General features: G+C 58.4%; 17 protein-coding genes. 10 read left to right on the top strand and 7 right to left on the bottom strand.

The genetic code is table 11. The annotated features are described in order from the left end of the window. The first annotated feature begins 8 nt into the window (after positions 1-8). Together H8K03_01690 and H8K03_01695 are read left to right on the top strand one after the other, a co-directional pair. The gene (locus tag H8K03_01690) at positions 9-443 is read left to right on the top strand and encodes a hypothetical protein (GenBank protein UVT20658.1); all 435 of its coding nucleotides are present in this window, start codon (positions 9-11) and stop codon (positions 441-443) included. A 211-nt stretch (positions 444-654) separates the two neighbouring features. Then, positions 655-975, top strand: a complete 321-nt coding sequence (locus tag H8K03_01695) for a hypothetical protein (GenBank protein ID UVT20659.1) — start codon at positions 655-657, stop codon at positions 973-975. Positions 976-1,079: 104 nt separating this feature from the next. Here the strand turns inward: H8K03_01695 and H8K03_01700 are convergent, their stop codons facing one another. After that, complete coding sequence (locus tag H8K03_01700; protein ID UVT20660.1) at positions 1,080-1,292, bottom strand: hypothetical protein; 213 nt, start codon at positions 1,290-1,292, stop codon at positions 1,080-1,082. Here H8K03_01700 and H8K03_01705 point away from each other — a divergent pair. From H8K03_01705 to H8K03_01725, 5 genes are all read left to right on the top strand, one after another. Beyond that, positions 1,284-3,014, top strand: a complete 1,731-nt coding sequence (locus tag H8K03_01705; protein ID UVT20661.1) for a DEAD/DEAH box helicase — start codon at positions 1,284-1,286, stop codon at positions 3,012-3,014. The genes H8K03_01700 and H8K03_01705 overlap by 9 nt on opposite strands. 58 nt (positions 3,015-3,072) lie before the next feature. Further along, entirely contained in the window at positions 3,073-4,332 is a 1,260-nt protein-coding gene (locus H8K03_01710) for an FAD-dependent oxidoreductase (protein ID UVT20662.1), read from the top strand. Between the two features lie 77 nt (positions 4,333-4,409). Continuing rightward, on the top strand, positions 4,410-6,386 hold the full coding sequence (locus H8K03_01715) for an oligopeptide transporter, OPT family (protein UVT20663.1): 1,977 nt from the start codon (positions 4,410-4,412) through the stop codon (positions 6,384-6,386). Positions 6,387-6,423: 37 nt separating this feature from the next. Continuing rightward, positions 6,424-7,560 (top strand): ribulose 1,5-bisphosphate carboxylase large subunit, encoded by a 1,137-nt coding sequence (locus tag H8K03_01720; GenBank protein ID UVT20664.1) that lies wholly within the window; start codon positions 6,424-6,426, stop codon positions 7,558-7,560. Positions 7,561-7,661: 101 nt separating this feature from the next. Next, positions 7,662-7,967: a DUF1232 domain-containing protein gene (locus H8K03_01725; protein ID UVT20665.1), complete on the top strand. Its 306-nt coding sequence runs from the start codon at positions 7,662-7,664 to the stop codon at positions 7,965-7,967. A 32-nt stretch (positions 7,968-7,999) separates the two neighbouring features. On the opposite strand, the gene H8K03_01730 is transcribed toward H8K03_01725, so the two are convergent. The 5 genes from H8K03_01730 to hrpB form a co-directional block, all read right to left on the bottom strand. Next, positions 8,000-8,182 (bottom strand): hypothetical protein, encoded by a 183-nt coding sequence (locus tag H8K03_01730; protein ID UVT20666.1) that lies wholly within the window; start codon positions 8,180-8,182, stop codon positions 8,000-8,002. Positions 8,183-8,240: 58 nt separating this feature from the next. Continuing rightward, complete coding sequence (locus H8K03_01735) at positions 8,241-8,552, bottom strand: hypothetical protein (GenBank protein ID UVT20667.1); 312 nt, start codon at positions 8,550-8,552, stop codon at positions 8,241-8,243. A gap of 158 nt (positions 8,553-8,710) precedes the next feature. After that, positions 8,711-9,013, bottom strand: coding sequence for a hypothetical protein (locus H8K03_01740; GenBank protein UVT20668.1), 303 nt, complete (start codon positions 9,011-9,013; stop codon positions 8,711-8,713). Positions 9,014-9,019: 6 nt separating this feature from the next. Continuing rightward, positions 9,020-9,277, bottom strand: coding sequence for a hypothetical protein (locus H8K03_01745; GenBank protein UVT20669.1), 258 nt, complete (start codon positions 9,275-9,277; stop codon positions 9,020-9,022). A gap of 202 nt (positions 9,278-9,479) precedes the next feature. Next, positions 9,480-11,999, bottom strand: coding sequence for an ATP-dependent helicase HrpB (hrpB, locus tag H8K03_01750; protein UVT20670.1), 2,520 nt, complete (start codon positions 11,997-11,999; stop codon positions 9,480-9,482). A gap of 93 nt (positions 12,000-12,092) precedes the next feature. Here hrpB and H8K03_01755 point away from each other — a divergent pair, with 93 nt between their 5' ends. The 3 genes from H8K03_01755 (at position 12,093) to H8K03_01765 (ending at position 15,353) form a co-directional block, all read left to right on the top strand. Further along, complete coding sequence (locus H8K03_01755) at positions 12,093-12,290, top strand: hypothetical protein (GenBank protein ID UVT20671.1); 198 nt, start codon at positions 12,093-12,095, stop codon at positions 12,288-12,290. 109 nt (positions 12,291-12,399) lie between these two features. Then, on the top strand, positions 12,400-13,866 hold the full coding sequence (gene zwf, locus H8K03_01760; GenBank protein UVT20672.1) for a glucose-6-phosphate dehydrogenase: 1,467 nt from the start codon (positions 12,400-12,402) through the stop codon (positions 13,864-13,866). A 47-nt stretch (positions 13,867-13,913) separates the two neighbouring features. Beyond that, positions 13,914-15,353: an MFS transporter gene (locus H8K03_01765; GenBank protein UVT20673.1), complete on the top strand. Its 1,440-nt coding sequence runs from the start codon at positions 13,914-13,916 to the stop codon at positions 15,351-15,353. Positions 15,354-15,389: 36 nt separating this feature from the next. On the opposite strand, the gene H8K03_01770 is transcribed toward H8K03_01765, so the two are convergent. Then, a complete protein-coding gene (locus tag H8K03_01770) occupies positions 15,390-16,163 on the bottom strand; it encodes a TerC family protein (protein ID UVT20674.1) in 774 nt (257 codons plus the stop codon). Positions 16,164-16,441 lie beyond the last annotated feature (278 nt).

Here is a 16,441-nt window from a genome sequence, read left to right on the forward strand (position 1 = left end):
CCTTCATCATGCCGCAGATTCATGTAAAGGATTCCATCTCTTTGTGCATCCGGCGTTCGCTCCGGTTTGGGGCCGTGGCTCCGATCGTCCTCTTGATGTTGGGCTGTGCTACGGTGGCGAAGGTGACCAATCTTTCGGATGAGCCCTGCAAGGCCTCGTTCAGCCGCCAGCTCTCATCGGTTCTGAAGGCCGAGGGGGAAAAGCCTGAGGCGGCGGACGCGCTCGCCACGAAAACCGTCTCGACTCTCACCACGTATGACCTGGGACCGAGGCCCTTCGCCATCGCGGCACCCTCCGGCACGGATTACCGTTTCTTCGTGGATCGCAAGGGAACAGACTGTGTGCTGACACTGTATGGCCGCCGGAAAGGTTTCGTCTCCTACACCAACAACTTGACCTACATTGCCACTGAACCGCTTCCTGACTGTACCTGCGCCGACTAATTCCCGGTTCTCATTCTTCGCATCACGTGCTGGATTGTCCGGCGATGGTCAATTTCTTGTTACATGAATGATTTTTCATGTTCTCCTAATCGTGTTTTCATGTTGCTGGATTATAAACAGAGGCCAGAGAGTTGAGGCTGTCGGCGCTGGAGGCGCTGCGGTCGCAATGCTTGGGCCATCATTTCGGCGGAGAGCACAAGGAGGGGGCACCATGAAGGAAGCGACGAAAGGATTGACCGTATCCACGTCCCTGATTCCCACACCTGTGAGACGGGGACCGAAACGGTTGTCACCCCGACATCTGTTGGAGCTGGCGACCAGGCTGTTCATCTTCAAGGCAGACCGCTGGAAACGGCGAGCATTGTTCTACGAGCGGCATCGAGATTATTTTCCTCGGTTGTCTGCCGGCCGATTCGTCGATCGGTGTCGCGAGTTGGAGGCGACATATCGGGCACTCGCACAGATCATGCTGCTCATGCCGGCACAGGATGAGTTGGTTCCGGTCCGCCAATTGGCCTTACCGAGGCCGTGAGAGTAAGAGGTCCCCGGGTCTGATTCACCGGCCTTTTCTGGGCGGACGGGTAACGGATATCCTGTCCGCCCGCTGACTTGGGAAACGAGTCCTCACGAAGTCTCCTATTCGAAGAACTGCGAATGCATTTCTGACCAGCGCGCGCCGCATACCATCACTGCCCGCATACCTGATCGGCGGCTTACGGATTCGGCGCGACCTTGCGCTGCCGCTTCAATTCCACGTAACATCGAGTCCTCAGCGAACCATCGTGTCACGCTCTGCACGGTGCCTCGCGTATCTTTATTAGAAAGGCAGCCGTCTACTTTATGAAACATGGCCATTCTCCGGTATCCGCCGCTCCAACTGCGACCGGTTTTTCACCGGGCTTCGCGTCGTTAGGTCTCGAAGCCTCTCTTCTCGCGACACTGGAGGCTCTGGGCTACGAAGAACCGACGCCGATCCAGCGTGAAGCCGTTCCGCCGCTCCTCGCAGGCCAGGACGTGCTCGGGCAGGCGGCCACTGGGACGGGCAAGACCGCCGCCTTTGCCTTGCCGATGCTGCAGCGCATCGGCCATGGAACGAGGGCGCGTCCATCGGCGCTCGTGCTCGTCCCGACCCGTGAGTTGGCGATCCAAGTGGGAGAAGCGGTCCAGCGGTATGGAAAGGAATTGCGGGTCAGCGTGTTGGCTGTCTACGGAGGACAGGCCATCGGCCCGCAGTTGCATGCGTTGAAGCGGGGAGTCGATGTCATCGTGGCGACACCCGGTCGGGCGCTGGACCATATCCGTCGCGGCACTCTGAAGCTCCAAGATGTGAAGGTCGTTGTCTTGGACGAAGCGGATGAGATGCTCGACATGGGGTTTGCGGACGATTTGGACGCGATTCTGGAACAGACCCCGAAGACCAAACAGACCGCCTTATTCTCGGCCACGATGCCCCCGAGGATTCGCTCGATCGCTCACCGGCACCTCCATAATCCGGTCGAGATTACGATCGCGAAAGAGCCGGTCAAGGTCGGCACGGCTCCGCGGGTCCAGCAAACGGCGTATGTGGTGACGAGGCCGCACCGGGCGGCGGCGTTGGCCCGAGTGATCGACGTGGTCGGCGCGAAGTCGGCGTTGGTCTTCTGCCGAACCAGGCTGGAGGTCGATGAGGTGACTGCAATGCTGGCGGGCCGCGGGCATCGAGCCGAGGCCATCCACGGCGGTATGAGCCAAGGGCAGCGTGATCGTGTGATGCAGGCATTCAAAACCGGGCAAACCGAATTACTCGTGGCAACCGACGTGGCGGCGCGCGGCCTGGATATTCCGCAAGTGTCCCATGTGATCAACTACGACCTTCCGTCGTCGGCCGAAGTCTATGTGCATCGAATCGGCCGGACCGGTCGAGCCGGCCGCGAAGGTGCGGCGATTACGATCCTCGACCCTCGCGAACAGCGTCTGCTGCGGAGTATCGAACAGCATACGAAGGCCCATGTTGCTGTCCAGCCGCTTCCCAGTGTGGCTGATCTTCGGGCCAGACGATTGGATCGTGTCCAAGCCGCCGTGGAGGACATCTTGCAGGCCGGACAGCTGGATGCCTTCCGGTCCCTCATCGAACGGCTCTCCGCCGCACATCCTCCGGCCGACGTCGCGGCGGCGGCGATCACGCTTCTGATTCGCGCACAAGGCGGCGACCGCCCTGAGCAAGAAATTCCTCTGGCCCCCCTCAGACAGCCTGAATTCGGACGGCCGATTCGGAATACCAGCCGCTCTGGCGGCCCGCCTCGCAGCGGGTTCACCGAGCGTCAGTCGGTGGGACGGATGGGGCGTGGCAGGACCGGCATGGCTCGGGTGTATGTCGGGGCGGGGCGTGAGGCGGGCATCCGACCGGGCGATCTCGTGGGAGCCATCGCCAACGAAGCGAAGGTCTCATCCAATGTCATCGGGGCCATCGAAATCGAGGAGCGGTTTTCCCTCGTGGATGTTCCGGAAACCATGGCTTCCGGGATCATCGAGAGCCTCGGCCGCGCGCGCATCAAAGGCCGCAAAGTGCCGGTGCGATTGTTTCGCGATTAGCCTTGTGAGAGGAGCGCATGGTTTTCTTTTCCATCACGCCCCACTACAATAGCTGAGCATGACAGCGACTCCTCACGTGCTCGTCATCGGTGCGGGTCTGGCGGGGCTGGTCTGTGCGCGTCGTCTGACGGAGGCCGGTGTGGCCTGTACGGTCCTTGAGGGCTCGGATGGTGTCGGCGGCCGCGCTCGGACGGATCGTTTCGAAGGATTCCAGCTTGACCGCGGCTTCCAGGTGTTTCTGACCGGTTATCCGGAGGCTCGCAAGACGCTGGATTATTCTTCCCTGCATCTCAAACCGTTTCATTCCGGAGCGCTCATTCGCTATGGCGGCCGGTTCCATCTCGTCAGCGATCCCCTCCGGCGACCACAGGATTTGCTGCAGATCTTGTTCACCCCGATCGGGTCGCTTGCCGACAAGTTCTTGGCGCTGCAACTTCGCCGGAACGCGTTACAGCAACGTCTCTGCTCAGTGGCTGGTGGGTCTGCGCAGTCGACCCATGATATGCTACCGGCCTATGGCTTTTCGGACTCCATCCTGACACGCTTCTTCCATCCTTTCCTCAGCGGTGTGTTTCTGGAAACCGCATTGACCACCCCCTGTTGGATCTTCGAGCATGTGTGGGCCGCATTCTCACGAGGGAAGACCGCTCTGCCACGGGACGGCATGGGAGCGATTGCGCAACAACTCGCGGCGGGGTTGCCTGCGGGGGCGGTACGTCTGAATCAGCCTGTGCGGCAGATTGAGGGGGCGAAGGTCGTATTGGAATCCGGCGAAACGCTGACGGCAGATGCGGTGGTCGTGGCCACGGACGACCAAACCGCCTCCCGTTTACGTGGTGAGCGCGTGTCTCATATAAACGGGCGCCGATCCACCACCGTGTATTTTGATGCTCCAGCGGCTCCGCGAAGCGAGCCTTGGTTGATGGTCAACGGAGACGGAGACGAACTGGTTCAGACGGTGTGTGTGTTGAGCGAAGCGGCGCCGTCCTACGCACCAGCGGGCCGTGCCTTGATCTCAGTGGCTCTGGCGGATCGTCCGGGTACGGCCGACGGTGATCTTCCGGAGGCGGTGCGTACGGTTCTTCGATCCTGGTTTGGCCGACAAGTCAACGACTGGCGCCATCTCAAAACCTATCAGATCCCGCGTGCCTTGCCACCGGTCGAGCTGTTGCCGTCTTCACAGAGCGGGACATCTGCGCGCGTGGCTCCCGGCGTCTACCTGTGCGGAGATTACCGCGAAAGCGGAACCCTCGATGGAGCACTCGTCTCGGGTCGTAAGGCTGCTGAGGCGGTCCTGGCCGATTACCCGCTCTCGTAACGCACGATGATCCCTGAGGCCTCAGCGCTTCTGTTGGTTGGAATCCCCGCAGAAACCGTCCAGCAACCGACACCACGATGAAGGATTCGGATCCCGTCGTCGCCGCTACGGTCAGACTCCCTGAAATTACCGTCAAAGCGGTGGTGTTGTCGGTGATCCTGGCGGCCGTCCTGGCGGCGGCCAACGCGTATTTGGGCTTATTTGCCGGAATGACGGTGTCCGCGTCCATTCCAGCCGCCGTCGCCTCCATGGCGATTCTGCGGCTGTTCCGCCGATCGAACATTCTGGAAAACAACATCGTTCAAACCGCGGCCTCATCCGGGGAGGCGCTGGCCGCCGGCGTCATCTTTACGATCCCCGCGCTTTTGCTGGTCGGGTATTGGTCTGAGTTCGACTATTGGCAGACCGTTCTGATTGCCACGGTCGGCGGATTACTGGGCGTGCTGTTCACCATCCCCCTACGGCGAGCGCTCATCATCACGGCGCGATTGCGGTTTCCCGAAGGAATCGCGACGGCTGAAGTTTTGAAGGTCGGCGCAGCGGAACGAAGCGGGACCGGAGCGCGCGAATCGACGCGGGATTTTCAGTCGCTCCTATCCGCCGCGTTCCTTGGTGGTCTGGTGAAATTCGGGGAGAGCGGCCTGCGATTGTGGTCAGAATCGCTGGAAGGAGCGGTGCAGCTCGGACGCACCGTCCTCTATGCCGGCCTCAATCTCTCGCCGGCGCTGCTGGCAGTGGGGTTCATCATCGGTTTGCGGACGGCAGTTGTAGTCTTTTTAGGCGGAGCCATTGGATGGCTGATCCTGATGCCGGCCTACGGCCTCATCAACGGACTACCGGCCGATCATACCGGATTGGCGGCGGCCATGGCGATTTGGAGCGGTCAGATCCGCTACGTGGGGATCGGCGCAATGCTGACCGGAGGGTTGTGGACGCTGACAAAGTTGCGCGAACCGGTCTGGAAAAGCCTGCAGACGCTCCGAACGAGTTATCGCGCGTCGGGATCACCTGAAGGGAATGCGCGATCGTTGCGCACGGAACAGGATGCGCCATTCTTGTGGATCATCGTCCCCTTCGGCCTCTCGCTCCTGCCCATGGCTGTAATTTATTCGCAAGTCGTCGGTAGTCCGATCATCGGCATCATCATGACCATGGTTATGGGGATTGCGGCGTTTCTGTTCTCATCCGTGGCGGCCTATATGGCTGGTTTGGTCGGAAGTTCCAGCAACCCTGTGTCAGGCGTGACGATCGCCACGATCATGGTTGCGGCTCTGCTGCTCGTCTTACTCATGGGACCTGGGCATCCGGCCGGGCCGGCGGCAACTCTGGTGATCGGGGCGGTGGTTTGTTGCGCCGCTGCCATGGGGGGCGACAATCTCCAAGATCTCAAGACGGGTCATCTGGTCGGGGCAACGCCGTGGAAGCAGCAAGTGATGCAAGTGGTCGGCGTGCTGACCGGCGCGCTGGTCCTTGTGCCGGTACTGTCGTTACTGCAGGCCAAGTATGGGATCGGCGAACCGACGGCGGCGCATCCCCATCCACTCAGCGCGCCGCAGGCCACCTTGATGGCCAATCTGACGCGCAGTGTATTCGGCGCCGGGTTGCCTTGGCCTCTCGTCGGATTGGGGGCGGTCATCGGCGTTCTTGTCATCTTGGTGGATCGACGGCAAGAGCGCCGTGGGAGCGACTTTCGTTTGCCTGTACTCGCTGTGGCGCTGGGGATCTATTTACCGTTGAAACTCTCGGCCGCTATTGTTTTGGGCGGGGTGATTGCAGCGTTGGCGAACCGGGAAGCCGGGAGTGGCGATCAGATGTCTCAACGGGGGCTGCTCGTTGCCGCCGGGTTGATCACCGGTGAAGCTCTGATGGGTATTATCCTGGCGATGCCGATTGCATTGGCAGCCCTGTGGCCTGGTCTGAGCGGTGATCCGTTTGCCATCTTTACGGCCCCTCCCTTAGGAGGGTGGCCCGGGCTGATCGTGGTCGCGGGAGTAGGGTTGCTTCTCTACCGAATGGCGGCGAGGTCAGGCCGGACGAGCCATCATACAGCGTGAACCCTCGTTGCGATCTGCAGGAAAGTGAGGCCGCATCATGACTGTCGCATTTTCCGATTCGCCGGAATTTCTTACCGCTGTGTATGCGATTGATGGACCGGAGTCGCCGGCCCGTGCGGAAGCGGAGCGCATTTGTTTCGACCAAACGATTGAAGCCGAAGACCATCTGTTGCCTCCGGCTCTCCGGTCAATCATCGTCGGCCAGCTCGAAGCTCTTCGACAGACATCTGATGGCAGATTCGAGGCCACCATCCGCTTTCGAGCCGACCTCCTCAGCGGTGATTGTACCGACCTGCTCAACGTGTTGTTTGGGACAAGCAGTCTTCGCGGAGACGTGACATTGCTGTCATTTTCGATGACGGAAGGACTGCTTTCTTCATGGCGCGGACCGCGGTTCGGCATCCAAGGTCTCAGACGGGCGGTTGGTGTCCGCCATCGGCCGCTGCTCTGCGCGGTGCTGAAACCGCTTGGTCGGAGCCCGCAAGAACTGGCGGAATTGGCGGCTCAGTTTGTGGAGGGCGACGTCGACATGATCAAGGACGATCAGAGTCTGGTCGATCAGCCCTGTTGCCCATTCGAAGAACGGGTCGCTCGCTGTGCTGAAGCCATTGGAGAAGCAAGCGCACGGCGAGGGAGATCATGCCTGTATTTCGCGCATGTCAGCGGGGCCTTGGATACGATGCGCCGGCGGGCTACGCGGGCCAAGTCCCTCGGTGCGACCGGTCTTCTCGTGGCTCCGGGTTTGACCGGCTTTGATGCGATGCGGACGCTCGGTTTGGATGAGGGGCTCGCATTGCCTATCGCAAGTCACCCGGCCTTACTCGGTGCGGCCGTGAGCCGTGATAAGAGCGGGGTTGCCCCGGCCGTGCTGTATGGACTCTTACCTCGATTGGTCGGTGCAGACGTAACCGTCTATCCCGCGTTCGGCTCTGACTATCCGATGACACGAGCAGACTGTCTGTCGGTAGCCGACCACTGCCGACGATCTTTGAGCACTCTCGAACCGATGATGCCTGCGGTCGGTGGACGAATCGGACCGGAACGACTCGCCGAGTTGGGTTCGTCGTTGGGGCAGCATACTGTTTTTGTGTTGGGCAGCCGTGTTCAGAAGGATGTGGAAGGTGTCGCTGCGGCGATGAAGAAATTTCACCGTGTGCTGGCAGAGTCATTCTGAGCCAGATGGCCATCCGACTTCTAAAAAGGCCGGGTCTTTGGTATCCTTAACGACATCGTCCAAGGCGTGTCTTCCGAGAGAAACATATTCTGGAGGCAATAATGAAGATATCCACGAGGTTCTTCGAAGTGCTCCGCATGATCGGCCGGCTCTGGTCCGACTTTCCATTATTGGTTCGTCTGCTCAAGGCATGGAAAAATGGAAGCTACCGAGGACTCTCCTTGCGCACCCTTGCCTCGCTGGCGGCAGCCATCCTTTATGTGCTGAGCCCGGTGGACTTGATCCCGGACTTTATTCCCGGGATCGGATTGATCGATGACGCGGCAGTGTTGACGTTTCTGCTCCACAACATGGCGCAGGATCTGGCGGCATTTCGAACCTGGGAACAGAGCCGCGTCACCCTGTGAGTGCTTGACGTGCGCTCGATCAACGATCGAGGCTACGCTGCGCTTTTCTTGGGAACCTTGGCGCCTTTGCGTCTGGCTTCTGAAAGTCCGATGGCAATGGCCTGTTTGCGGCTGCGTACACGTTTGCCACTCTTGCCGCTTTTCAGTGTTCCCTGCTTTCGCTTGTGCATCGCCTGTTCGACCGATTTCTGAGCACGCTTACCGTATCGCGCCATAAACGCTCTCCTTTTGATTCTGTTGTCATTCCGTCATGAGCGACGACGTTATCGATAATTAGTTCACACGTTCCAAGGTGGTCGTATGACCTTGGTCGGTCACATACGCCTTGACCACGTCGCCCGGCAGCACTTTATCCAGCTTTGTGCTCTTGTCGACATGGATTCGTTGTTCTTTGCCGTCGTTGTCCTTGATGTAGTAATACTCGCCTTCCATCTTCATCAAGGTTCCCTTGATCGTATCTCTGGTCAGACGTTCCTTCAGAGTCGGCGAGGCTTCTTTTTCTCCCATCGGATTGGCGGAATAGGCCGCCCCACCTGCGGTCAGCAATAAACCAGCTACGAAAATCGACAACAGTGCTGCTTTCATGAGTACCTCCGTTTTGTATTTTCAACTGAACCTATTGTTACGTGAGGCACCTGAATGGAGAACTGGGAAAGCGCCTTGGACATTCGGCGACGGGACGGAAATGGTGTGGAAGAAGAATCGGCGAAGAATGCACGCGCGACCGGGGCAAGAGGGGAGGTTTATCCAACCAGGTCGGAATGAAGCTGATTGAGTGGTCGTATGGAACGAGCGGTCACTTCGTTATACACGATGAATCGACCCTCTTTCCGAGGACGGGTGAACATTCCCTCGACGATAATGCGGTCCCCATTGTGAACTCGTGTCCGGCTGATGACTTTGAGCGCACCCACTCCATCGGCGAGACGAAACTTGAAGCTCCGTCGGCCTTTTCGACCGGTGACTAATTGAACACCTTTGACTAAGCCCATGAGCACCACTGCGTTGTGATCATAAACTTCGGGATGCGCGATAAAGTTAGCCATCTGGGTTTATCGATGTGATGAGTTGACGCCTGGCTTTTGATCGGTCCTGTTGTCCGAATATGGTACGGTTCCGGTTTTCTCGATATTGGACATCTGTTCGGTAGCCATATGGGCCGATCGAGCTGGCGGTCCTTCTCCCGCACTGTTCTCGACTCCGCTTCCTGCGAACAAGCCGATGCCGATGAGGATTGCAAGCGCAACGGCAATACCCATTTTGTCCACTTTATGAGAAATCTTGTCTTGTAACCAGTGATGCGGCTGCATGGTTTCTCCCGGTGAGTGCGGTGTTGTCTTCTATACCTTGCCGGCACAGAGCCAGCTACAGGGGAGAACCCTAGTGGTCCCTCGATCAATCTTCAAGAAAAACTTAAAAACTGTACCAGGGATGTCATGGGATGAGGGGATCGGCCTCGTCGCTGCTTAACCACAAAGCCCGTCGTTCACCGGGGTGGCCGATCATTCGGTGTCAGATTTTACGTTTTGCCCTGGCCGTCGGGGATGCCTGCAATGGGTCTTCAGGCCAATGATGTTTGGGATATCGGCCCCGCAACTCCTTGCGGACATCATGGTAGCTACGTGCCCAGAATCCACCGAGATCTTTGGTAACCTGTACCGGCCGATTGGCGGGCGAGAGGAGATGCAGGGTCAGCGGAATTTTCCCGTCGGCTACACGCGGTGTCTCCTTGCAACCGAACATCTCTTGGAGACGCACAGCAAGAACAGGCGATTCGGACTGCGTGTATTCGATACGGAGGCGAGAGCCGCTCGGTACGGTGATATGGCTCGGAGCGAGTCGGTCAAGGCGACGGTGCTGTTCATAGGTCAGAAGAGCTTGAAGTGGTGTCGTCAGATCCAATCGTTTGACCCGATCGAGCGTGGTGATCCCGGCTACGTAAGGGCCGAGCCATGTCTCCAATGTCGCCAGCAGTGCTTCCTCAGAAAGATCAGGCCAGTCCGAGTTACTGCCTTCGAGGCCTCGGATCCACATCACTCGAGCCCGCCATTGCTGTAGTTCCGGCGAAAATCTTAATACTTCAAGTCCTGCTTTATGAAGGCCTTGAAGTAACACTTTAACTATTGACTCATTTCCTTTTATATCGAGTGGTTCATCGGCAAGGATCAAGGCCCCTAGCTTCCGACGGGATGATGCTCGAACAGCACCACTCGTGTCGTCCCACGTCACCGATTCCTCAACCAGCAGCTTGTCACGATATAAGGACTCGATCTCCTCTCGCGTAATCGGAGCCGCCAGGTTAATGCCGGCCCACATGTCGCCACCATCCAGGTCGGCAATGACAAGAAAGGATTCCCCCGCGATGGGATCTGGTCTCATGAACCGTGCGCCGCGACCATTGACTAATCGGTAGCGCCCGTCATCACCGGGCTGCCGCTGCGCAATCCGATCGGGATACGCGAGCGCAAGCAGCAGCCCGACTGCCTGTGAACGGTCCTGTCCGCTGTTTTCCGTCTTCATGGATGGAGTGCGGAGCTGTCGCCGCCACAGATGAGCCGTTCGTTTCACTCGTTCAATCGCTGCGCGGTTCACCGTCAGGCCGGTGGAATTGTGCTGTCCCAGAAGGATATCCATCCTGATGCGCAGATCGGCATTCTGCCATTCACGTGGTCCATGAAGAATATCGCGCTCACTCAACAAGGCCGCCACATCGCAAGCCAGATGTGCAAGACCCAACGGGACTGCTCGGATCAGCATATGTGCCAGACGAGGATGGAGGGGAAGCTCGGCCATGCTCCGCCCATGATCCGTGAGACGTCCCTCACTCGAGAGGGCTCCGAGCCGCGTGAGCAATTCCTTGGATTGTGCGATTGCTCCGGGCGGCGGTGGAGTGAGCCAGGACAACTCCGACGGATCCCGGGCGCCCCACTGGGCGAGGTCAAGCATCAGAGGCGCGAGGTCGGCTTCCAATATTTCAGGCGGGCGATGGGCTGTCAGCGCACGCTGCTCCTTCTCGGTCCATACGCGATAACAGATACCCGGCTCGAGACGCCCCGCTCTTCCACGACGTTGTTCAGCGGAATCCTTCGCGACACGAATGGTATTTAATCGGGTCAAGCCTGAGCGGGGGTCGAAACGCGGGGTGCGCAACCAGCCCGCGTCGATCACGACGCGGATTCCGTCGATCGTCAAACTGGTTTCGGCGATCGATGTGGCGAGCACGATCTTTCGCAGTCCTGGAGCGGCCGGTCGAATCGCCGCATCTTGCATGTCCTGCGGAAGCTCACCATGCAAGGGTGCAATCACTATTGATGAACCGAGTTTGGCATCCAGCAGCATCCGTTCGACTCGACGGATATCGGCCATACCCGGAAGGAAGACCAACAGACTTCCGTGATCCTGGATCAAGGATCGCTTGATCAGCTGTGTCACGGTAAGATCGACACGGCCGGTGAGCGGTTGATCAAGATAGCGGGTTTCGACCGGAAACATCCGGCCCTCGCATGTGATGAGGGGTGCGCGGCTCAAGAGTTCGCCGACGGGGCCGCAATCCAATGTGGCGGACATCACCAAGAGACGAAGGTCCGGACGAAAGATGCGTTGCGCCTCGAGACAGAGGGCCAATCCCACATCGGCCTGCAAACTGCGTTCATGGAATTCGTCAAACAGCACCATGCCATAGCTGTCGAGCGACGGATCCTGATGGAGCAGGCGCGTGAGGACTCCTTCGGTGACCACTTCGATTCTGGTCCTCGGTCCGATCGCCGTTTCGAGCCGTATCCGATAGCCGACGGTGTCTCCGACTTGTTCATGCCGCTCCTCCGCCATTCGATGAGCGGCTGCTCGCGCGGCCAAGCGCCTCGGTTCCAATACCAGGAGTTTTTTTCCGTTCAACCAGGGTTCATCCAGCAGAGCCGGTGGAACGCGAGTGGTTTTTCCGGCGCCGGGAGGGGCTGTGAGCAGCGCATTGGGCCCATCTCCCAAGGCGAGACGGATCGACGGCAGCACATCGTCTATTGGAAGTGTCGGCATGACGTGATAGGGTCACAAAGAGAGTTGAGCAGACTGTACCAAAAATCAAAGCCGGGAAGGAATGAGGAAACTGTGCGGAGTCCAGGAGACACGATGTCGATCTATAAATGGAGCTTGGAGGCGCCGACTCGGCCGGGCTGGTACTGGTTCCGGGGCGAAGCGCATGAAAGCGAACCTTTTATCGTGCTGGTGGATGAGGCGGGACAGTTTCAGTGGCCCGATGGAGGGTTTCAGGAGGTCACGCTGGCTCACGGGGAATGGGCTGGTCCGATCGAGGCGCCCGAAGAGTAACGTCTGCATCGATACAGAACGAGTGGTTATGCGTGTGGACAGGCGAGGAGATCGATTGTAGCTTGAGAATGGCGCCTGCCTCTTGGGCGACCATCGTGTCGGTACCGCTATGAAAGAACGAACTGTCGAGCCGCATTTGTTCGTCATTCTGGGAGCGACGGGTGATCTCACGCGGCGGAAACTCCTGCCTGCGCTCTTTCACTTACGCACCTACGGCGAGCTGGAAAAGCAAAATACGCTCATTGTCGGCGCCGCGTTGCCGGAGCTCAGTGAAGAAGCCTTCCGTCTCTGGGCCTATGAAGGGCTGTGCAGTTCCGGCGCCCGTAACGCCCCGGATTTGCGCCAGTGGTGCGAAGATCATGTGCTCTACCACACCCTCCGCGAAGGCACAGTAACGGACTACGAAGCCCTGGCCAAATGTATCGCCCGTCTCGAAGTCGAGCGAAATCTTCCTCAAAATCGGATTTTCTATCTGGCGCTCCCTCCGACGATCGTCCCTTCGACCGTGGAGCTGCTCGATCAAACCGGGTTGCTCAAAAGCCATGGGTGGGTGCGTGTGGTCTTTGAAAAGCCATTCGGTCACGATTTTCGTTCGGCGCGCGCGCTCAATACCCTTCTGCATCGCCACCTGGACGAATCGCAGATTTATCGCATCGACCATTACTTGGGCAAGGAGACCGTACAGAACTTGCTGGCCTTCCGCTTTGCCAATCCCATTTTCGAATCGCTGTGGAATCGCGATACGGTCGAAAGTGTGGAAATCACCGTCGCCGAGGATCTCGGGGTCGAGCATCGAGGGGCGTATTATCAGGAGGCCGGCGCGCTTCGCGATATGCTGCAAAACCATTTGACACAGCTCCTCACCGTCGTCGGAATGGAGGTGCCGACTTCCTTCGAAGCGTCCGAGATTCAAGCCGAAAAACTCAAAGTCTTGCGCTCCATTCAGCCGATCAATCCTCAAGATGTGATCTTTGGCCAATACACCGAATGGAACGTTGCCGGCCAGCGGATTCCCGGATATCGCGAAGAACGGGGTGTGTCTCCGGATTCCACGACCGAGACGTATGTGGCACTGAAATTAGAGATTCATAACTGGCGCTGGAGGGGGGTGCCGTTTTTTCTGAGAACCGGCAAACGGCTTCCACGCAAGATCACGCAAGTGGCCGTCACCTTTCGTCCGGCTCCCATTCAAGTTTTCCGATCATTGGAGCCGGGCAGTCTGAACCCCAACAAGCTGCTGATCACCCTCCAGCCGAGTGAAGGATTCTCCCTTTGTTTTTCTGTGAAAACTCCGGGACGGCCGTTCAAGTTCACCGATCGGGCGTTGCGTTTTGACTATGGCCAGGCATTTGGTGGCGAGCTCCCGGAAGCCTATGAGACGCTGCTGCGCGATGTGATGATCGGCGACCAAACGCTGTTTGTCACTGCGGAATTTACGGAAACGGCCTGGCGACTCTACGACCCGCTCTTGGCCGGTCCTCGGCCGGTGCATTTCTACACGGCCGGATCTTGGGGGCCCAAAGAAGCGGATGCTCTCGTGGAACGGGACGGCCAGAGCTGGCAATTGGGCTGGTAGAGCGTTCCTGTCGGATATTCCCGCCGATTGTCGTGCTACGAGGATGAATGCCTGTCCATCCCGATCCCCCGATCACGACGAATATCCCTCAACGAATGGATCGATTGCCCTGGTCGCGCTGGCACTGGCTGGTTGTCGGGGCGCTGGGAGTCACCTGGTTGCTCGATGGGCTTGAAGTGTCCATCGTCGCTGCTCTCGGCCCGATGCTGACTCATCCCGACGCGTTACATCTCACCCAATCGGAAGTGGGACTCACGGCATCCGCCTATTTGGCCGGGTCAGTCGTCGGCGCGCTGATTTTTTCGTATCTCACCGATCGTCAAGGCCGAAAAAAATGGTTCATGATCACTCTGGCGCTCTACCTTGCGGCGACGGTGCTGACGGCCTTCTCGTGGGACCTCATGAGCTTTATGTTCTTCCGGTTTTTGACCGGGGCCGGAATCGGCGGCGAGTACGCCGCCATCAATTCGGCGATCGACGAATTGATTCCTGCCCGAAATCGAGGCCATACCGATTTGGCGATCAACGGGACCTGGTGGCTGGGAGCGGCGGCGGGCGCGTTGCTGACGCTGCTGTTGCTGAATCCGGCGATTTTTCCTGAATCCATCGGCTGGCGGCTGTGCTTTGTCTTCGGCGCCGTGCTGGGGGTAGCCATCATCATGGTGCGGCGCCTCATTCCGGAAAGCCCACGCTGGCTGATGACCCACGGTCGGATTCAGGAGGCGGAAGCCACTGTGTCCCGGATCGAACGGCGGGTGACACAGGATCGACGAGCATCGCTGACGGAGCCGCAGGGCTCGATTACACTCCGAACTCATCCTCATGCGACGATAGGGACGGTTGCTCGGGAACTCTTCCGGTCATATCCGCGTCGGACGGCCTTGGGCATAGGGCTGATGGTCACTCAGTCGTTCATGTACAACGCGGTGTCGTTCACCTATCCGCTGGTGCTGACCAAATATTATGGCGTGCTCAGCAGCAACATCGGCTTCTATATTCTTCCGTTCGCGCTCGGCAATTTCATGGGGCCGTTGCTGTTAGGGCAGTTGTTCGATACGGTCGGCCGTAAGATCATGATCAGCCTCACTTACGGCATTGCGGGCATCCTCCTGGGTCTGACCGGATATTTATTTTGGACGGAGTCTTTGACGCTTACCACGCACATGATGATTTGGTCGGCGATCTTCTTTTTTGCGTCGGCCGGGGCCAGCGCGGCCTATCTGACGGTGAGCGAGGTGTTTCCGATGGAGATCCGCGCGATGGCGATCGCGTTCTTCTTCATTGTCGCGCAAGGGGCCGGCGTGGCTGCGCCATGGCTCTATGGGATGCTCGTCGAGTCATCGGCCACCAGCGTGTTTTATGGATATCTCTTGGGCGGCGGCATGATGCTGGTCGGCGCCGTGATTGAGCTGTGGCTGGGAGTGAATGCGGAGGGCCGGTCGCTCGAGCAACTGGCGACACCGTTGTCTGCCCGAAGCTCTCCCTGACACTCGGTCCGTCCGACCGGCGGCATAAGTCCCATGTCAGTGGTCTTGGACAGACGAGGCCGCGTTGCCGCGCGAGTACCGGTTATGCAGTTTGCGGGGCGATGCAGGGCGCGCACGGATTCGCAGGTTGATCATCTCAACGGCGACCGAAAAGGCCATCGCAAAATAAATATACCCTTTCGGCACGTGCACATCGAACCCTTCCACCATCAGTGTCACTCCGACCAAAATGAGGAATGAGAGTGCGAGGATCTTGATCGTCGGATGAGCATCGACGAATTCGCCGATCGGACGAGCTGCGATCATCATGACGAGCACGGCTCCGACAATCGCGATGGCCATCACGGAAACTTCATTCACCAGGCCGACGGCCGTGATGACGGAATCCAACGAGAAGACGATATCCAGCAGTGTAATCTGAAACAACATCATTCCCAAACCGGTCGGAGCCGAGGAAGTCTCGTGCTCATCGGTGCCTTCCAAGCTTTCGTGAATCTCATGCGTCGCCTTGGCGAGCAGGAACAGTCCGCCGAGGATGAGGATCAGATCTCGTCCAGAAATCGCTTGATTCAGCACGGTGAACAGGGGAGCCGTCAGTCCCATCATGAAAGAAATCGAGAATAACAAGCCCAATCGAGCGACCATCGCAAGTCCCAGTCCGACACGGCGCGCCAAGTTTCGTTGCTCCTGGGGAAGCCGGCCGACGAGGACGGAAATAAAGATGATGTTGTCGATCCCAAGGACAATTTCGAGGGCGGTCAGCGTGCCCAGGGCGATCCACATCTCGGAATTGGTCATCCAATCGAACATGCGATTCTCCAAGCAAAAAAGTGAGGCGGCAGGATAGCGGGTCTGCCGCACGGTGAGAAAGCTGTTTCTCCAGTGGAGATGCCGCTTTCAATAGTGCCCGCATCATCGGCTACAGGGAACACGTGAATCAATGTCTGCCGCCGCCCCATACCGATAAAGAGCTGGTTGCGAGACGAGTATTCAGATATGCGTATAGTGCTGAAAGAATCTATACCATCAAGTAACGATAGGCCCGTTAGGCACTATCTATCAGATGCATACAGTGCTATTTGTTTAAG

It is taken from the genome of Nitrospira sp. (genome assembly GCA_024760545.1).
Lineage (GTDB): Bacteria > Nitrospirota > Nitrospiria > Nitrospirales > Nitrospiraceae > Nitrospira_D.

Bases quoted from the DNA above. Each gene is read 5' to 3' on its own strand.
- H8K03_01690 (UVT20658.1), top strand. From the start codon at position 9: ATGCCGCAGATTCATGTAAAGGATTCCATCTCTTTGTGCATCCGGCGT.
- H8K03_01695 (UVT20659.1), top strand. From the start codon at position 655: ATGAAGGAAGCGACGAAAGGATTGACCGTATCCACGTCCCTGATTCCC.
- H8K03_01705 (UVT20661.1), top strand. From the start codon at position 1,284: ATGAAACATGGCCATTCTCCGGTATCCGCCGCTCCAACTGCGACCGGT.
- H8K03_01700 (UVT20660.1), bottom strand. From the start codon at position 1,292: ATGTTTCATAAAGTAGACGGCTGCCTTTCTAATAAAGATACGCGAGGC.
- H8K03_01710 (UVT20662.1), top strand. From the start codon at position 3,073: ATGACAGCGACTCCTCACGTGCTCGTCATCGGTGCGGGTCTGGCGGGG.
- H8K03_01715 (UVT20663.1), top strand. From the start codon at position 4,410: ATGAAGGATTCGGATCCCGTCGTCGCCGCTACGGTCAGACTCCCTGAA.
- H8K03_01720 (UVT20664.1), top strand. From the start codon at position 6,424: ATGACTGTCGCATTTTCCGATTCGCCGGAATTTCTTACCGCTGTGTAT.
- H8K03_01725 (UVT20665.1), top strand. From the start codon at position 7,662: ATGAAGATATCCACGAGGTTCTTCGAAGTGCTCCGCATGATCGGCCGG.
- H8K03_01730 (UVT20666.1), bottom strand. From the start codon at position 8,182: ATGGCGCGATACGGTAAGCGTGCTCAGAAATCGGTCGAACAGGCGATG.
- H8K03_01735 (UVT20667.1), bottom strand. From the start codon at position 8,552: ATGAAAGCAGCACTGTTGTCGATTTTCGTAGCTGGTTTATTGCTGACC.
- H8K03_01740 (UVT20668.1), bottom strand. From the start codon at position 9,013: ATGGCTAACTTTATCGCGCATCCCGAAGTTTATGATCACAACGCAGTG.
- H8K03_01745 (UVT20669.1), bottom strand. From the start codon at position 9,277: ATGCAGCCGCATCACTGGTTACAAGACAAGATTTCTCATAAAGTGGAC.
- hrpB (UVT20670.1), bottom strand. From the start codon at position 11,999: ATGCCGACACTTCCAATAGACGATGTGCTGCCGTCGATCCGTCTCGCC.
- H8K03_01755 (UVT20671.1), top strand. From the start codon at position 12,093: ATGTCGATCTATAAATGGAGCTTGGAGGCGCCGACTCGGCCGGGCTGG.
- zwf (UVT20672.1), top strand. From the start codon at position 12,400: ATGAAAGAACGAACTGTCGAGCCGCATTTGTTCGTCATTCTGGGAGCG.
- H8K03_01765 (UVT20673.1), top strand. From the start codon at position 13,914: ATGCCTGTCCATCCCGATCCCCCGATCACGACGAATATCCCTCAACGA.
- H8K03_01770 (UVT20674.1), bottom strand. From the start codon at position 16,163: ATGTTCGATTGGATGACCAATTCCGAGATGTGGATCGCCCTGGGCACG.